The organism is Macrococcus animalis (assembly GCF_047425875.1).
Classification (GTDB): Bacteria; Bacillota; Bacilli; order Staphylococcales; family Staphylococcaceae; genus Macrococcoides; species Macrococcoides animalis.
This window is the reverse complement of record NZ_CP179727.1, coordinates 1,285,288-1,305,074: the sequence shown is the minus strand read 5'-3', so window position 1 is coordinate 1,305,074 and position 19,787 is coordinate 1,285,288. Positions and strand designations below refer to the sequence as shown.

Annotated in this window: 7 protein-coding genes and 1 tRNA gene; 1 reads left to right on the top strand and 7 read right to left on the bottom strand. The window is 37.6% G+C overall.

The annotated features are described in order from the left end of the window. Positions 1-64: 64 nt before the first annotated feature. Entirely contained in the window at positions 65-1,537 is a 1,473-nt protein-coding gene (gene treP, locus ACMGE9_RS06800; protein WP_414042074.1) for a PTS system trehalose-specific EIIBC component, read from the bottom strand. Between the two features lie 181 nt (positions 1,538-1,718). On the opposite strand from treP, the gene ACMGE9_RS06795 reads away from it, so the two are divergent. Further along, on the top strand, positions 1,719-2,447 hold the full coding sequence (locus tag ACMGE9_RS06795; RefSeq protein ID WP_414042073.1) for a serine hydrolase: 729 nt from the start codon (positions 1,719-1,721) through the stop codon (positions 2,445-2,447). On the opposite strand, the gene ACMGE9_RS06790 is transcribed toward ACMGE9_RS06795, so the two are convergent. The 6 genes from ACMGE9_RS06790 to guaA form a co-directional block, all read right to left on the bottom strand. Further along, the gene (locus ACMGE9_RS06790; RefSeq protein WP_414042072.1) at positions 2,426-3,349 is read right to left on the bottom strand and encodes an NlpC/P60 family protein; all 924 of its coding nucleotides are present in this window, start codon (positions 3,347-3,349) and stop codon (positions 2,426-2,428) included. The genes ACMGE9_RS06795 and ACMGE9_RS06790 overlap by 22 nt on opposite strands. Beyond that, positions 3,333-4,427: a dipeptide epimerase gene (locus ACMGE9_RS06785; protein WP_414042071.1), complete on the bottom strand. Its 1,095-nt coding sequence runs from the start codon at positions 4,425-4,427 to the stop codon at positions 3,333-3,335. The genes ACMGE9_RS06790 and ACMGE9_RS06785 overlap by 17 nt, the downstream gene beginning before the upstream one ends. 116 nt (positions 4,428-4,543) lie before the next feature. Next, positions 4,544-4,636, bottom strand: a tRNA-Ser gene (locus ACMGE9_RS06780). 73 nt (positions 4,637-4,709) lie between these two features. Beyond that, the gene (locus ACMGE9_RS06775) at positions 4,710-5,078 is read right to left on the bottom strand and encodes a nuclear transport factor 2 family protein (protein WP_414042070.1); all 369 of its coding nucleotides are present in this window, start codon (positions 5,076-5,078) and stop codon (positions 4,710-4,712) included. Positions 5,079-5,200: 122 nt separating this feature from the next. Then, positions 5,201-17,893: an SdrD B-like domain-containing protein gene (locus ACMGE9_RS06770; RefSeq protein WP_414042069.1), complete on the bottom strand. Its 12,693-nt coding sequence runs from the start codon at positions 17,891-17,893 to the stop codon at positions 5,201-5,203. A gap of 350 nt (positions 17,894-18,243) precedes the next feature. Beyond that, entirely contained in the window at positions 18,244-19,785 is a 1,542-nt protein-coding gene (gene guaA, locus ACMGE9_RS06765) for a glutamine-hydrolyzing GMP synthase (protein ID WP_414042068.1), read from the bottom strand. Between the last annotated feature and the right edge of the window lie 2 nt (positions 19,786-19,787).

Below are 19,787 nucleotides of genomic sequence, written 5' to 3'. Positions count from 1 at the left end.
AATTTTACAACGAACAACCTGTAAGTACAAGTTGCTCGTTGATTAATTTATTCACTATGAAATTTTATAAATTTTTATCTGAAACAATCGGTTCCGCTACATCTTCACCCATTTTCTTCTTAGCGAAGTTTGAGAATACTAATGTTAAGATGATTGGTAAAATTACTGCAATAGCCATACCAATTGCAAACGTTACTTTAAATCCAGGGTTGATACTCATGATACCAGGTATACCCCCAACCCCAACTTTACCTAATAATTGTTGCGAACCGAAAATTGCTCCTACGATACCAGTTGTGATAACTGCTGCAATGAACGGATATTTAAGTGGAATGTTTACCCCGAACATAGCTGGTTCTGTTACCCCTAACCAACCTGAAATACCAGAAGTTAATGCTAAACCTTCTTCTTTAACCATTTTCTTACGTTTGTATAAGAACCAAGCTGCAAATGCTGCTGAACCTTGTGAGATGTTAGAGATTGCAAGGATTGGCCATAAATATGTTCCACCTAAACTTGAACTCATTAATTGGAAGTCAACTGCTAAGAACATATGGTGTAAACCTGTAATAACAAGTGGTGCATATACTAAACCATATACTAATCCACCTAACCAGCCAGCCGATTCAAAAATCATTTGAATGAAACCAGTGATTTGATTACCTAGCCAGAATGCTGCTGGTCCAATAACGATGAATGACAAGAATCCTACTAATAATAATGCAACAGGACCTACTACTAACATCTTGATTGAATCGTGAACACGTTTGTTTAAGAAACGTTCGACTTGCGCTAAACACCAAGTCGCGATTAAGATTGGTAATACTTGTGCTGCATAGTTTAATTGATTAACTTTTAAACCGAATACATCCCATGTAGGGATTTCTACTAGTTTTCCAGTTTTAGCATCCGCTAAACCATATTGTGATGCAAGTGCTGGGTTAACTAATACTAAACCTAGTACTAAACCTAGAATTGGACTACCACCAAATACACGCATCGCACTCCAACCAATTAGTGCAGGTAAGAAGTGAAACGGTGTTACGGCGATTAATTTAATAATTTCTGCAATACCTTTAAATTGTGGGTACTTGTCTACTACTGATCCATCTTTGAAGAACACACCGGCATCTAGTAATAAATTAGAAAGACCTAATAATAAACCGGCTGTTACGATTGCAGGTAACAACGGAATGAATACATCACCCAATGTCTTGATAGCACGTTGTAATGGATTCATTTGCTCTGCTGCTGCTGCTTTTACATCGTCTTTTGAAGATTCGCCAATTCCTGTTTCATCCACGAATACTTTATAAGCTTCGTCTACAGTTCCTGGACCAATAACGATTTGGAACTGGTTGTTTGCTGCAAATGATCCTTTAACTAAATTGATTTTATCTAAAGCTGCCTTATCTACTTTTGAATCGTCCTTTAATGCTAATCGTAATCTTGTTACACAATGCGTTGCTGCTGAAACATTGTCTTTTCCACCAATTGCGTCAATTATACTTCTAACTTCGTCTCTGTTGACTGCCATGCTGGTCAACTCCTTCTTCTGTGATATGATTTTATTGTACACTGTCTATACAAGTATGTAAAGGTTTTCTGAAAAGGTTTTCACGATTAATATTTTTATTTAAATATTATTATTTTACACAAATTAATTTCAAAAAGTTGTATGATAACTATATACAAGCATTTGAAAGGACTTGATTTTTATGAATCATAATCAATTGTTTTTGCAAAATAATAATTTCAGTAGTACGTTAATCTCAATGAACGGTGAGTTGCTTTTTAAATCAGACGCTTCTAGAGTCTTTCCGTCTGCGAGCCTTATCAAATTACCAATTATGCTATATATTTTCGATGAACGCATTCGTGATTTAGACCGTATTATTCCCATCGATACGAAAGTGGAAGGTGCTGGAGTTACACCTTACTTAACACAGACGGCATATACTGTACTTGATTTAGTCACTTTGATGATTATTGCTAGTGATAATCGAGCTACCAATACTCTTATAGAATGGATTGGTATAGAATCATTAAACAAATATTTCCTGCGTAATAATTTAAGAGATACCATCTTGCAAAGAAAAATGATGGATACTAAACGTCGCTCTGAGGGTTTAGATAATTTCACAACATCACAAGATATGTTTCAAACGCTTACGCTTATTCAAAACCATCCGCAATTCGAATCTATGTACCAAATCATGAAACAACAGTTATTAAAAGATAAGACATTAATGTATCTATCGGATGAGTCTATCGAATTCGGTACAAAAACAGGAGACTATGATTGTGTTCATCATGATGCAGGTATCGTCCGATTCAAAGATAATATTATTAACTTTGTTGTACTCACTGATAATGATGAAAATATCCAAATTCATCAAGCATTCCATGACTTTGGGTTGTATCTTCAAGAATTAGTGAAATCATAAACACGACTCGCACCGACATAAATTTCTTCATATAACCCAGATTCAATCGTTCTTTCTTCTATTGAAAGTGGTGTGTTCGGCGAATGTATCATAAAGCCATTCCCAATATAAATTCCGATATGTGATATTTTATCTATGTCTTTATCGTTAGAGAAATAAACAAGGTCACCTGGTAACAGCTCACTCTTATCAATAGGCGTTGTTGCAAAGTATTGCTCATGAGCATCCCTTGGTAAATCAATTCCAATATGACGGTACATATGATATACAAAGCCTGAACAATCATAACCGTAACTCGACATACCACCCCATAAATAACCTAAATCGATATACATTGAAGCTGCTTCATACAGTGCATTATAACTTGGGTTCTGCTCAGGTAATCTCGTGGATTGTATTGAGACAGCTTCTTTTTTAAGTTTTAAAATTCCATCAGGACTATATACATAGACAAACGCATCTTCAATTCGATGCACTGGTAAAGTTGTATTAAATGAAAACACATAGTAAGGAGCATCAGCTTTATAACTCAATGTTCTAGGTATAATGATACGTGCAAATCTATTATCATGTCCCACTGAATGATTCATCCCTTCAATCTCACCAATATGCGATTTTGGGATATACCCTGGATAACCACGGTCATCACTTTCTGACACTTGTTCAATACACACGACTTTACACCAATCACCTATGTCTTCAAGGATCTCAAGTGGTTCTCCGTATAATAGTTGTGTATCTATTCTAGAATCTTCACAAAAAGATAATTTTTGTTCTAAATTTAAACTCAGTAACCATTTTTGAATATTCGTAGGATAACTCGTTGCATCATTATCAATATCTCGCACTTTATCAATACTACGCCAAACGGTACTTACCGGAACACTACAAACTTTCGTCATCGATTAACGCCTCCCATAATGCTTTGTTATCGATACCTAAACCCACTCTATCAGTCAAACTTACTTTAGGACCATCGTATGAAATTCCACCTATTATCAGTTTCTCCTTCAACATAAACGGTGCATCGAAATCTATCTTATTTATTTCCAGGGCAATTGCTAGATGCATCGCAGCAGTTAAAGCAATATGCGACTCCATCATTGAACCGAGCATACACTGAATCCCTTTTGCTTGTGCTACTTGATGAATTCTAAGTGCCCCATATATTCCACCTGACTTCATCAACTTGATATTAAACCATGATACGCCCCCAAGTTCTGCAATCACATTTGCATCATACATATCAAACAAGCTCTCATCTGCCATAATCGGAATATCGCTCTGCTGTCCAAGTCGACTCAATGCTAAATAATCTTTCCTATATAAAGGTTGTTCAATGCAATCCACTTGAATCTTCTCATGGTTTAAATATTCAATGAAACGAATAGCTTCCTCCTCACTCCAACCTTGATTCGCATCAATCGACAAAGTCACATCAGGTACGACATCATAGATTGCGTGAATTCTCGCCAAATCTAAATCAACATCATTTCCAAGTTTAACTTTTAGCGATTCAAATTTTTCTTCTACATAACTAGCTGCGTCATGTGTCATCTCGCCGACACCATTTAAACTAACAGTATGACTTGTTGATAAGGTTTGTAATTCCGATTTCTTATTCAAATATTGATAGAGGGGAAGTCCTACTTCTTGTGATAACAAATCGTATATCGCCATATCCAATGCCGCCTTAGCACTTGTGTTTCCTACAATAGCTGTTTGTATCTCCATCAATAAATCTGATGCAACTCTCATACCAATTAACCGTGCCTTAATCCATTTTATTGCAGCTACAATACTCTCTAATGTTTCACCTGTGATTGCGGGAGTAGGCACTGCTTCTCCGACACCTAATCCTCTGTCAGTATTAATAAATACGATGATACTCTCAATAACATCTGTTTGTCTTAATGCCGTTTTAAAAGGCTTTTTGAGCTGTGAAACCTGTCTTTTAATTATGATGTCTTCAATAATCATCTCATCACCTCTAATATTTTCTGAATATTCTATCATTATAACAGAATTCAAAAAAAAAAATGACTCAAAATTAATTGAGTCATTCATTATATATATTATTATATTAGTCTAAATAATGGCGGAGGAAGAGGGATTCGAACCCCCGCGAGCCGTTAAGCCCCTGTCGGTTTTCAAGACCGATCCCTTCAGCCGGACTTGGGTATTCCTCCAAATAAGACAATATCAATCTTATAATAAAGTGATGATACTGTCAATATTATTTACTATTAAATTATTAAAAATTTAGTATGCTCTTGCATCTATATGTGATATCATCCAGTTCTTTTCAAATTTTACCATATAAATCGTTAATTCTAACGGCCACGTATCTCTCATTCCATTAATATTAGCATCAACTCTGTTTTGCGCTATCAATGTTGCTTTCTTATCTTTCATCATAATTTCAATATTTTCTTCTAAGCTCGAAAAATACTTCATCGATTGATCTTCGATTGCTTTTAACCACTCCCTTTTAGGTTGTTTATATCCCGTCATATGGACTAAAAAACTACCTTCCATCATTAACTGATTTATTCTATCAACATCTTCATTTATCATTGCTGTATATAATGATTTGTACACTAAATAAACTTGTTCTTCAGGAGTGTTCATATTCTATCGCCCCAATCGAATTTTATATTTTTTATAATACCCATTTGGCTAAATTTTACACAATTAGTTAAAAAAATGACTATCTCATTTGAGATAGTCATTTAAAATTAATATGTTTTCTATTAATTTTTTCTTCTTGGTAATACCAAAAGTAATCCACCTAATGCAAGGAACATTAATCCTACTAATCCCGTATGTTTCAATGCCTCACCAGTGTCAGGTAAAATACCATCGTCCTCTGTACCTTTAGGAATAATATTGACGATATTATCTTCAGGTAAAGTAGGTTTATTAGGCACTTCTACTGCTGGTTTTGTAACAGGAGTCACTATTGGATTAAGTCCTTCTGGAATTTCAATCGTTGGTAATTCTGTTGTTGGTAATTCTGTTGTTGGTAATTCTGTCATTGGTAATTCTGTCGTTGGTAATTCTGTCGTTGGTAATTCTGTCGTTGGTAATTCTGTTGTTGGTAATTCTGTTGTTGGTGTTTCTGTTGTTGGTAATTCTGTCGTTGGTATTTCTGTCGTTGGTATTTCTGTTGTTGGTGCTTCTGTTGTTGGTTCTTCTGTTGTTGGTTCTTCTGTTGTTGGTTCTTCTGTTGTTGGTTCTTCTGTTGTTGGTTCTTCTGTTGTTGGTTCTTCTGTTGTTGGTTCTTCTGTTGTTGGTAATTCTGTTGTTGGTTCTTCTGTTGTTGGTTCTTCTGTTGTTGGTTCTTCTGTTGTTGGTAATTCTGTTGTTGGTTCTTCTGTTGTTGGTAATTCTGTTGTTGGTTCTTCTGTTGTTGGTTCTTCTGTTGTTGGTAATTCTGTTGTTGGTTCTTCTGTTGTTGGTTCTTCTGTTGTTGGTTCTTCTGTTGTTGGTAATTCTGTTGTTGGTAATTCTGTTGTTGCTCCTTCTGTTGTTGGTAATTCTGTTGTTGGTAATTCTGTTGTTGGTAATTCTGTTGTTGGTGTACCACCGCTACCTTTCTCATACATACCCATATCAACACTATTATCACTACTATTATTAATAACTACTTTAGTAATATTACCATTTGAATCTTTATCTGGTGTTGATTGACCCGTTGGAGATCCTTTAAATCCATCTGGAATTACAAATTCGATAGTGTACACACCATTCTCTAATCCTGTAAAGATGTAATGTCCATATTTATCAGTCACTACTGTAACTTTAGTACCATCTGGTTTCGTTAAAATCACATTGATTCCTTCTAAACCACCTTCATTTGCATCTTGAATTCCATCTTGATTTACATCATTCCAAACTAAATCACTGATTGAATAAGTTTCTGTTGTTGGTTCTTCTGTTGTTGGTCCTTCTGTTGTTGGCCCTTCTGTTGTTGGTCCTTCTGTTGTTGGTCCTTCTGTTGTTGGTCCTTCTGTTGTTGGTTCTTCTGTTGTTGGTTCTTCTGTTGTTGGTCCTTCTGTTGTTGGTTCTTCTGTTGTTGGTTCTTCTGTTGTTGGTCCTTCTGTTGTTGGTCCTTCTGTTGTTGGTTCTTCTGTTGTTGGTCCTTCTGTTGTTGGTTCTTCTGTTGTTGGTAATTCTGTTGTTGGTCCTTCTGTTGTTGGTAATTCTGTTGTTGGTTCTTCTGTTGTTGGTAATTCTGTTGTTGGTAATTCTGTTGTTGGAACAATAACAATCTCAACTGGTACGTCTACTGTGTCTGTCGCCGTTGGCGGTGTTAAGTTGCCTGGCGGTGTGCCTGTTGTTGTTGCTGTATTTGTTACTTTGCCACCGTCGATATCTTCTTGTGTTACCACTTTTGTTGCCGTTCCTGTTGTTGACTCGCCCGGTTTTAATGTTGTTGTTAATAATGTGATGCCTTCTGGGAACATTGGGTCATTAACTTCTACGTCCGTTAATGTCGTTGTTCCTGTATTTTTGACGTCAAATGTGTACGTGATTGTATCGCCAACTTTTACGCTTGTTAAATCTGCTGATTTATCTAACGTGATTGCTGTTGATCCGTCTTGCGTTATCACGACTGTATCTTCTGCCGTCGGCGGTGTTAAGTCGCCTGGTGGTGTACCTGTTGTTAACGCCGTGTTACTTAATTTTCCTGCGTCAACTTCTTCTTGTGTCACAATATGTGACGCTGTGCCTGTTGTTACTTCGCCTGGTAATAATGTTGTTTTACCTAATGTGATGTTGCCACCAAACATTGGGTCAGTCACGATCACATCTTTCAATGTTACGTTTCCTGTATTCGTTACTGTAAATGTATAATCTACTGCTTCGCCTACCACTAATCCAGTCGCTGTTGTTGTTTTGTCAATCGTGATACTTGTTGCTGGGTTCGTCGGAACCTCTACTGTATCTTCATCTGTTGGTTTTGGTGTATCACCTGGCGGTGTACCCGTTGTTGTTGCTGTATTTGTTACTTTGCCACCATCAATGTCTTCTTGCGTTACTACTTTACTTGCTGTTCCAGTTGTTGTTTCTCCTGGTTTTAATGTTGTTGTTGCTAACGTGATACCTTCTGGGAACATCGCATCAGTTACTTTAACATCTTTCAATGTCACTGTTCCTGTGTTCGTTACCGTGAATGTGTACGTGATTGTGTCGCCAACTTTAGCGCTTGTTACGTCTGATGTTTTCTCTAAATCAATTGCTGCTTGTTGGTCTGTTGGTACTTCTACTGTGTCTGTCGCCGTTGGCGGTGTTAAGTTGCCTGGCGGTGTGCCTGTTGTTGTTGCTGTATTTGTTACTTTGCCACCGTCGATATCTTCTTGTGTTACCACTTTTGTTGCCGTTCCTGTTGTTGACTCGCCCGGTTTTAATGTTGTTGTTAATAATGTGATGCCTTCTGGGAACATTGGGTCATTAACTTCTACGTCCGTTAATGTCGTTGTTCCTGTATTTTTGACGTCAAATGTGTACGTGATTGTATCGCCAACTTTTACGCTTGTTAAATCTGCTGATTTATCTAACGTGATTGCTGTTGATCCGTCTTGCGTTATCACGACTGTATCTTCTGCCGTCGGCGGTGTTAAGTCGCCTGGTGGTGTACCTGTTGTTAACGCCGTGTTACTTAATTTTCCTGCGTCAACTTCTTCTTGTGTCACAATATGTGACGCTGTGCCTGTTGTTACTTCGCCTGGTAATAATGTTGTTTTACCTAATGTGATGTTGCCACCAAACATTGGGTCAGTCACGATCACATCTTTCAATGTTACGTTTCCTGTATTCGTTACTGTAAATGTATAATCTACTGCTTCGCCTACCACTAATCCAGTCGCTGTTGTTGTTTTGTCAATCGTGATACTTGTTGCTGGGTTCGTCGGAACCTCTACTGTATCTTCATCTGTTGGTTTTGGTGTATCACCTGGCGGTGTACCCGTTGTTGTTGCTGTATTTGTTACTTTGCCACCATCAATGTCTTCTTGCGTTACTACTTTACTTGCTGTTCCAGTTGTTGTTTCTCCTGGTTTTAATGTTGTTGTTGCTAACGTGATACCTTCTGGGAACATCGCATCAGTTACTTTAACATCTTTCAATGTCACTGTTCCTGTGTTCGTTACCGTGAATGTGTACGTGATTGTGTCGCCAACTTTAGCGCTTGTTACGTCTGATGTTTTCTCTAAATCAATTGCTGCTTGTTGGTCTGTTGGTACTTCTACTGTGTCTGTCGCCGTTGGCGGTGTTAAGTTGCCTGGCGGTGTGCCTGTTGTTGTTGCTGTATTTGTTACTTTGCCACCGTCGATATCTTCTTGTGTTACCACTTTTGTTGCCGTTCCTGTTGTTGACTCGCCCGGTTTTAATGTTGTTGTTAATAATGTGATGCCTTCTGGGAACATTGGGTCATTAACTTCTACGTCCGTTAATGTCGTTGTTCCTGTATTTTTGACGTCAAATGTGTACGTGATTGTATCGCCAACTTTTACGCTTGTTAAATCTGCTGATTTATCTAACGTGATTGCTGTTGATCCGTCTTGCGTTATCACGACTGTATCTTCTGCCGTCGGCGGTGTTAAGTCGCCTGGTGGTGTACCTGTTGTTAACGCCGTGTTACTTAATTTTCCTGCGTCAACTTCTTCTTGTGTCACAATATGTGACGCTGTGCCTGTTGTTACTTCGCCTGGTAATAATGTTGTTTTACCTAATGTGATGTTGCCACCAAACATTGGGTCAGTCACGATCACATCTTTCAATGTTACGTTTCCTGTATTCGTTACTGTAAATGTATAATCTACTGCTTCGCCTACCACTAATCCAGTCGCTGTTGTTGTTTTGTCAATCGTGATACTTGTTGCTGGGTTCGTCGGAACCTCTACTGTATCTTCATCTGTTGGTTTTGGTGTATCACCTGGCGGTGTACCCGTTGTTGTTGCTGTATTTGTTACTTTGCCACCATCAATGTCTTCTTGCGTTACTACTTTACTTGCTGTTCCAGTTGTTGTTTCTCCTGGTTTTAATGTTGTTGTTGCTAACGTGATACCTTCTGGGAACATCGCATCAGTTACTTTAACATCTTTCAATGTCACTGTTCCTGTGTTCGTTACCGTGAATGTGTACGTGATTGTGTCGCCAACTTTAGCGCTTGTTACGTCTGATGTTTTCTCTAAATCAATTGCTGCTTGTTGGTCTGTTGGTACTTCTACTGTGTCTGTCGCCGTTGGCGGTGTTAAGTTGCCTGGCGGTGTGCCTGTTGTTGTTGCTGTATTTGTTACTTTGCCACCGTCGATATCTTCTTGTGTTACCACTTTTGTTGCCGTTCCTGTTGTTGACTCGCCCGGTTTTAATGTTGTTGTTAATAATGTGATGCCTTCTGGGAACATTGGGTCATTAACTTCTACGTCCGTTAATGTCGTTGTTCCTGTATTTTTGACGTCAAATGTGTACGTGATTGTATCGCCAACTTTTACGCTTGTTAAATCTGCTGATTTATCTAACGTGATTGCTGTTGATCCGTCTTGCGTTATCACGACTGTATCTTCTGCCGTCGGCGGTGTTAAGTCGCCTGGTGGTGTACCTGTTGTTAACGCCGTGTTACTTAATTTTCCTGCGTCAACTTCTTCTTGTGTCACAATATGTGACGCTGTGCCTGTTGTTACTTCGCCTGGTAATAATGTTGTTTTACCTAATGTGATGTTGCCACCAAACATTGGGTCAGTCACGATCACATCTTTCAATGTTACGTTTCCTGTATTCGTTACTGTAAATGTATAATCTACTGCTTCGCCTACCACTAATCCAGTCGCTGTTGTTGTTTTGTCAATCGTGATACTTGTTGCTGGGTTCGTCGGAACCTCTACTGTATCTTCATCTGTTGGTTTTGGTGTATCACCTGGCGGTGTACCCGTTGTTGTTGCTGTATTTGTTACTTTGCCACCATCAATGTCTTCTTGCGTTACTACTTTACTTGCTGTTCCAGTTGTTGTTTCTCCTGGTTTTAATGTTGTTGTTGCTAACGTGATACCTTCTGGGAACATCGCATCAGTTACTTTAACATCTTTCAATGTCACTGTTCCTGTGTTCGTTACCGTGAATGTGTACGTGATTGTGTCGCCAACTTTAGCGCTTGTTACGTCTGATGTTTTCTCTAAATCAATTGCTGCTTGTTGGTCTGTTGGTACTTCTACTGTGTCTGTCGCCGTTGGCGGTGTTAAGTTGCCTGGCGGTGTGCCTGTTGTTGTTGCTGTATTTGTTACTTTGCCACCGTCGATATCTTCTTGTGTTACCACTTTTGTTGCCGTTCCTGTTGTTGACTCGCCCGGTTTTAATGTTGTTGTTAATAATGTGATGCCTTCTGGGAACATTGGGTCATTAACTTCTACGTCCGTTAATGTCGTTGTTCCTGTATTTTTGACGTCAAATGTGTACGTGATTGTATCGCCAACTTTTACGCTTGTTAAATCTGCTGATTTATCTAACGTGATTGCTGTTGATCCGTCTTGCGTTATCACGACTGTATCTTCTGCCGTCGGCGGTGTTAAGTCGCCTGGTGGTGTACCTGTTGTTAACGCCGTGTTACTTAATTTTCCTGCGTCAACTTCTTCTTGTGTCACAATATGTGACGCTGTGCCTGTTGTTACTTCGCCTGGTAATAATGTTGTTTTACCTAATGTGATGTTGCCACCAAACATTGGGTCAGTCACGATCACATCTTTCAATGTTACGTTTCCTGTATTCGTTACTGTAAATGTATAATCTACTGCTTCGCCTACCACTAATCCAGTCGCTGTTGTTGTTTTGTCAATCGTGATACTTGTTGCTGGGTTCGTCGGAACCTCTACTGTATCTTCATCTGTTGGTTTTGGTGTATCACCTGGCGGTGTACCCGTTGTTGTTGCTGTATTTGTTACTTTGCCACCATCAATGTCTTCTTGCGTTACTACTTTACTTGCTGTTCCAGTTGTTGTTTCTCCTGGTTTTAATGTTGTTGTTGCTAACGTGATACCTTCTGGGAACATCGCATCAGTTACTTTAACATCTTTCAATGTCACTGTTCCTGTGTTCGTTACCGTGAATGTGTACGTGATTGTGTCGCCAACTTTAGCGCTTGTTACGTCTGATGTTTTCTCTAAATCAATTGCTGCTTGTTGGTCTGTTGGTACTTCTACTGTGTCTGTCGCCGTTGGCGGTGTTAAGTTGCCTGGCGGTGTGCCTGTTGTTGTTGCTGTATTTGTTACTTTGCCACCGTCGATATCTTCTTGTGTTACCACTTTTGTTGCCGTTCCTGTTGTTGACTCGCCCGGTTTTAATGTTGTTGTTAATAATGTGATGCCTTCTGGGAACATTGGGTCATTAACTTCTACGTCCGTTAATGTCGTTGTTCCTGTATTTTTGACGTCAAATGTGTACGTGATTGTATCGCCAACTTTTACGCTTGTTAAATCTGCTGATTTATCTAACGTGATTGCTGTTGAACGATCAGTTGTTACAGTTACGCTATCATCATCATGTGGCGGTTCCAAATCTCCAGGAGGCGTACCTTCTACTACTGCTTGGTTTCGAATATTACCTCTATCTACATCTTCTTGTGTTACTTCATATTCCATTGTTGCGGTTGTCGTTTCACCAGGTTGTAATATTGTCTTATCTAAATTTATATGTTGACCCACGAATAAGTCATCCGCATTTACATCAGTTAATGTTACATTTCCCGTATTTGTAACAACAAATTTGTATATCAGTGTATCACCTAATTTATAAGTTTGTGTATTGACAGTCTTCACAATCTCAATTGCCGGATTACCTGCCGCAACGACTTTATTATCGTCTGTTGCTGTTGGTGGCGTTAATCCCGTTGGTGGTGTACCTGTTGTTGTTGCTGTATTTAAAATCTCTCCATTATTAATATCTTCTTGTGTTACTGTATACGATTTTGTAATTGTTGTCGAAGCCCCTGGTGCAAGTACAGTATCTTTTAATGTTATTGCGCCACCTAATTTATCATCATTAAGTGAAACACCTGTTAATGTACTTGTTCCAGTATTAGTAATTACAAATGTGTAATTGACGATATCTCCAGCCTGAGTAACCGAAGTTACATCGCTCGTTTTATCTAATGATATTGCAGTTGTCGGCGTCGTATTAACAATTTCTGTTTCTTCTGAAGTTACTGGTGGTCCTTCCGGTGGAATGCCAGTGACTTTAGCAGTATTTGTGATTTCTCTACTATCAAATTCAGCTTGAGTTACAACATGTTCTAATTGAACTTTCGTTGTTTCACCTGGTTGTAATGTTGTTGTATCAAGGTTTATAACTCCTCCAAACATCGGATCAATTAATTCAATATTTGTAAGTGTAACATTTCCCGTATTATATATTTCTAATTCATAAGTAATAACTTGGCCAGCATGATCTACATCTTGAATATCTGCATGCTTATGCAACTCAATTTCAGGTTTTCGTTCTGTTGGAATTGTTACATTATCCGTCGCTGTCGGCGGGGTTAAGCCAGCTGGTGGCGTACCTGTAACTGTTGCGATATTGTCTAAACTTGCTTTATTTAAATCATCTTGGGTTATTGTTCTAGATGCTGTTGCAATAGTTGTTTCCCCAGGTAATAATGTTGTCTTTTGAAGACTAATACCTTCCGGAAACATTGGATCTGTTAATTTTACATTAGTTAAAGTAGCGGTACCTGTATTCGTTACTTCAAATGTATAAACAACGACTTCTCCAATTTGTTGTAATATGGTTTGTCCTGCTGATTTATCTAGCGCAATACTTGTTGTTGGCTTTGTAGGAATCTCAACAGTATCTGTATCTGTTGGAGGCGTACCACTTGGTGGTGTTCCTGTTGTCTTTGCAATATTAACAAGTTTGCCCGAATCAAATTCTTCTTGAGTTACTGTGTGTATCGCTGTTCCAGATGTTGATTCTCCCGGAGCTATCGTTCTATTAGTCAGAATTCCACCATTCGGGAACATCGGATCTGTGATTCTAACATCTGTAAGAGTAGTATTACCTGTGTTTGTAACTACAAAGTTATATGTCACTGTTTGTCCAGGCGCTGTAATTTCAGTAGTTGAGCTTGTTTTAACAATATCAATACCATTCATATTCACAGCTGGTATCGTAACGCTATCTGTATCTGTAGGATCTTCTAAATTCATAGGCGCATCACCAATTACAAATGCTGTATTTGGTAAATCACCTTTGTCTAAATCTGATTGTTTCACAGAATAAGTTGCAGTACCTGTTGTTGTTTCTCCTGGATTTAATGATGTTTTTGCTAATGTAATTTCGCTAGAGAAAAGTGGGTCTGTAACACGGACATCTGTCAATGTCGTCGTTCCAGTATTTGTTACAGTGAATGTGTACGTTACTAATTCCCCAGCTTTTTTAATTTCAGTTACATTTGCTTTCTTAGTTAAATCAATCGTCGCTGTACCAATCGCTGGTACTGTTACTTCATCACTTGAAGTAGGTGGCTCTCCACTCGGTGGTGTTCCTGTAACGACTGCTTTGTTATTAATTTCGCCATTATTGATTTCATCTTGCGTTACTGTATGTTTAGCCGTACCTGTCGTCGTTTCACCTGGTGCTAATGTTGTTTTTGCTAACGTTACGCCTGATGGGAACATTGGATCTGTAATAGTTACATTTGTTAATGTTGTATCTCCAGTGTTCGTAACTTTAAATTGATAATCGATAATATCGCCGGCTTTAGAAACATTATCTACTGCGGTTGATTTATCTAAATTAATCCCTGGTTTACCATCTGGAGTAACAATAACTTCATCATTGTCACTAACTGTCGTACCTTTAGGATCTGTTCCATCTACTTTTGCTGTATTCGTAATATTGTCTTTTGACATATCAGCTGTTGTAACTGTATAAACAGCTGTTCCTGTTGTTGTTTCACCTGGTGCTAATGTTGTTTTTAATATCGTTACATTACCACCCAACATTGGATCAGTTAATTTAACGTTATTTAAAGTAGTATTACCCGTGTTTGTAATCACGAAGTTATATGTTACTTTATCGCCTTCTTTAACTGATGTTGCTGTTGTATTCTTTTCTAATTTAATAGTAGGTATTAATTCTGTAGGTACGTCCACTGTATCAGTCGATGTTGGTGGGTTGCCACTTGGCGGTGTACCTGTGGCTTTTGCTGTGTTAGATACCTTTCCACTATCAAATTCTGCCAGTGTTACAATATGTTCTGATGTTCCAATTGTTGATTCTCCAGGTGCTAATGTTGTTTGTGCTAACTGAATCCCATCAGGGAACATTGGGTCAGTAACTACTACGTTTGTTAATGTAGCATCACCTGTATTTGTAACTGTAAATCTATAATTGATAGTCTGTCCTGGTTGCGTAATTAATGTATTCTCCGATTCCTTATCCAAAGTAATCCCTGGTGTAACTTTTGGCGTAATTGTTTCGGTATCTTTTGAAGTAACATCTGATCCTACTGGAGGTTTACCAGTAACTGTCGCTGTATTCACAATTGTAGCATTTGCAACGTCTTTATCTGTAATTGTATAAATTGCTGTACCTGTTGTTGATTCCCCAGGTAATAATGTTGTTTTCTGAACAGATACAGTTCCACCTAACATTGGATCATTTAATGTTACGTTTGTCAGCGTAACATTTCCAGTATTAGTAATTGTAAAGCTATATGTTACAACATCACCTTGTTTTACTGTTGTTTTATCAGCAGCTTTATCTAAAGTGATTGCTGGTGTATCTGGTGTGGTAATCGTTACTTTATCCGTATCTTTCGGAGGTGTTAAATCTCCAGGTGGTGTTCCTGTAGCAACAGCCGTATTAATGATATCCCCTGCATTAATTTCATTTTGAGTGATTGTTTTAGATATCGTACCAATAGCTGTTTCTCCTGGATTGAGTGTTGTTTTATCAAGCGTAATGCCTGCACCAAACATCGGGTCGTCAACTTTAACATTATAAAGTGCAACTTCACCTGTATTCGTAACTTTGAAAGTATATGTTACGACATCTCCTGCTTTTGTCACAGTAGATACGTTTGATGTTTTTACTAAATCAATACTTGTTTTTTGTTGTTTATTATCAATAACCAGCGGACTTGCTGCTGGCACTTCATTACCTGATGCATCAATTGTTACAACAGTATATGTACCATCACTGTTTACAGTCAATTTTCGTTTTGTTGCATCTAATGTGTAACCTGGAGGGGCTTTTGTCTCTTCTAAAATATATACCCCCGGCATTACATCAGGTGTAATAACTTGACCATTCGCACCTGAAGTCGCTGTGACAGGAGTACCATTATTAACTTGTACTATTTTACCTGTTGCATCTTCATAAGTCGTCACAGGTGTTAATTTGAATTCTGCACCTGGTATTCCTTTTTTCGTACCATCTGGTAGTACACCATTCTTTTGGAACTTCACTGGTAATGGATTTTGATCCGGAGCGAATACTTTAACCTCATTTGAAATTAAAGATTGCTTAGTTGTTGTTCCTGAAATTGTTGTAATAATTTCTGCCTGATTCGGAATACCATTTGCAACGATTTGATCATATAAAGCACCATCTTGAGCAAATTCAGGTTTAATTTTAGCAGTAATCAATACTTTGTATTGATCACTTAAATAACTTGTAAATTTACCATCCGCATCTGGAGGTAATGTTATTCTTACTTCATTGTTCGTCGTTGTAATCGCACTTGACCCTAATGTAAAAGGAACTGATGATGCACCTGTTCTATCACGAGCGATTACTTTTACATCTAATATTTCTAATCTCGGATCAATTTTGTCATATAATATTGGACTTGTTGACCAAGCTAATGGAGATCTGTTAAACAAATAATCGTTAGAGAATGTAAATGTTTGTGTTCCACTATCTAAAGTTGTACTTGGTGTTTTATAAGCTGTTTCAGTTGCTTTCTTTACTGATTTCTTAACTGATGTTTCACAGTTAAAGTATTGATACGTATCCGCCGCTGATGGACCAAATTTCGGTATTGTAACTTTTTGTGTACCAATTGTAAGATTACCTAATAAAGTAGGTCCAATTTCATCTGCTGATGGATCTGCATCAATTATCAGTTTATCTGGGTCTAATAATTCAGTTGTAAACTCCAAACTATAATCCGAACCATCATAATCAAACTGATTTACTGTAATTGTTGTACCATTTTGTGTAAATGTTAATGGGATTCTAGCCCCTGTTGTCTTATTAATGAGAGTCATCGTGCTCATCTTATAACCATCAGTTAAAGTAAATGTACCTGTCGAAGATACCGATTGAACTGCATTACTAATAGCAGCTGATAACTGATTTACAAATGCTGTTGGATCTCCTGTATTAATGTAATAACTTGGTTCCGTTGCATAACTTTGAAGCGCAGTTTGAATTTGAGGACGCATTGTTGACTCATATAATGGACCATATTGGTTCATATTCGAGAACGCATTCCTATCTTCAAGGAATCCCACTACTAGTTCTGCATTAGGATAAGCAGTCTTTAATGATGTTGTTGCTACTGTTAAGTCATTTAGTCTAGACTTCCAGTCTTGTGAAGTTTCATATGGATATATATAATCCCATACTCCGTTCGTCGGATTATAAAACTGATCATTTACTGTCCCAGGGTAATCATTGATATATTCGTACCTTATAAATGCACCAGTAGTTGCATTGTATCTCGCCCATCGGTATTGAGTGTAATATACTCCTAAGTAAGAATCATAATACGTTCCTATCGCTGTGCTTACAGATTTAAAATTATCTACATAAGCCTGTTCAAATGTAGCATTTTTCTCTACATTCCCAGTTTTAGGATTAACGTTAACTACTCCGTCAGTAATTAACACAAATACTGTTTGTCTGTCAGTAGCTGTTCCCGCAATCGATTTATAATCGTTTAACGCTTGCGTCACACCACTTGGTGTAGGTGTACCACCCGAAGGCGTTACAGCATTTACAAAGTTCTTAACAGATGTAATATCAGATGTTAATTTAGAACTGTTCGTCGTAATTTTGAAATTACCCTCTGTATATGCATCATAATTTGTACCTACAGGGGATTGGTATATATTATCTTTTACCCCCTGGAATGTTGTAACCATTGTTCTATCGCCATCTGCTGGTTGAACATATTTGTCTATAGCTGTTGTAATCATAGTTTTTACTTTAGGCATATTAGCAGTAAATGAACCACTAGAATCTAAAATAAAAACTAAATCTAAAGGCTTGGGACTCAGCGTAACTTTTGGCACAGATGATGTACCTGTCAGCGTTTTAGTACATGCTGCGGGGGGGACACCACTCGTTGCTGCCTGTGTTTCATTAATATTAATGAAAGACTGCAGTGGTAATCCAATGAGCATCATCATAATGACAAGCAACAAACGTTTTAAATTTTCCATTTCTTCCTCCTTTGTTAAATAGTAATTTCAATTTTCATTATCTATTTATCGTTTAATACCTCTATTTTATGCGCTTTCTAGTCTTTAAGCAATACTATATATAACGTTTATTAACTATTAACATATTGTTAAATATTTATATATTCGATTTAATTATTTAGATATAATAAAAATGTTTGAAAGTATATTATATAATGCTAGACTTTAAATGAAATTATGATTTACATATATATTGATTGAGATATTATGTATTTATTTATTTTGTGAATATTTTGTGACATTTTTTTATACATCATAGCACAACGTATAAAAGCGCATTAAGTCTTTTAGACTTAATGCGCTTTTATATTCTATTCCCACTCTATTGTGCTTGGTGGCTTAGAAGTAATATCATAAACGACACGGTTGACGTGCGCTACTTCATTTACAATTCTACTTGATACTTTCTGTAACACTTCCCAATCGATTCTAGCAAAGTCACTTGTCATACCGTCAATGCTTGTAACTGCGCGAACACCAACTGTATAATCATATGTTCTATAATCTCCCATAACACCTACAGAGCGGATGTCCGGTAATACCGTGAAGTATTGCCAAATGTCACGTTCTAACCCTGACTCAGCAATCACTTCTCTTAAAATTGCATCTGATTCACGTACGATTTCTAATTTCTCTTCAGTAATTTCACCTAATACACGAATTCCAAGTCCTGGACCAGGGAAAGGTTGACGCCATACTAAATGCTCGGGAATACCTAACTCAATTCCTAGTGCACGGACTTCGTCTTTAAATAATGTATTAATTGGCTCAATTAATTCAAACTGCATATCTTCAGGTAATCCACCTACGTTATGGTGTGATTTAATTGTTTGTGCTGTCTTTGTACCTGATTCAATAATATCAGTATATAGCGTTCCTTGTGCTAGGAAATCTACACCTTCTAACTTAGAAGATTCGTCATCAAAGACATAAATAAATTCGTTACCGATAATTTTGCGCTTTTGTTCAGGATCAGAAACGCCAGCTAACTTGCTCATGAATCGTTCTTTCGCGTCCACACGGATAATATTAATGTTGAATCCTTCAGCAAAATGTTTCATCACCATATCGCCTTCACCTTTACGTAATAAACCGTGATCTACGAAGATACACGTTAATTGATCCCCAATGGCTTTGTGTAATAACACAGCAACTACTGATGAATCAACGCCACCACTCATTGCACATAGTACTTTTTTATCACCAACTTGCTCACGAATCTTTTCGATTTCGATTTCAATGAAGTTTTCCATTGTCCATTCACCTGTACAATTACAGATCTTGCGAATGAAGTTACGTAATAAATCATTACCGTATTCAGTGTGACGTACCTCTGGGTGAAATTGCACGCCATATAAATTTCGGTCAGCATTCTCAATTGCTGCATATTTACAGCTTGGAGAATTTGCAATCATTCTGAATCCTTCAGGAATGTTGATAACTTTATCACTATGACTCATCCAAACAGTTTGTTCTTCAGGTAACATATTAAATAGTGAATGTGTTTCAGCAGTAATAACTGCTTTTCCATATTCACGTTCATTGGCACGCTCTACAGAACCACCAAGTAATTTCGTCATTAATTGCATACCATAACAAATACCTAATACTGGTACACCTAAATCAAAGATTGCAGGATCAACTGTAAATGAATCTTCTTCATAAACTGAGTTTGGTCCACCGGAAAGGATAATCCCTTTTGGATTCATCTTCTTAATTTCTTCAATTGAAATTTCATGATCATGTAATTCCGAATATACGCCCATTTCACGAATACGACGGGTAATTAACTGGTTATATTGACTACCAAAGTCTAATACGAGAATTAACTCTTGTTCTAATGCCATTTCCATAA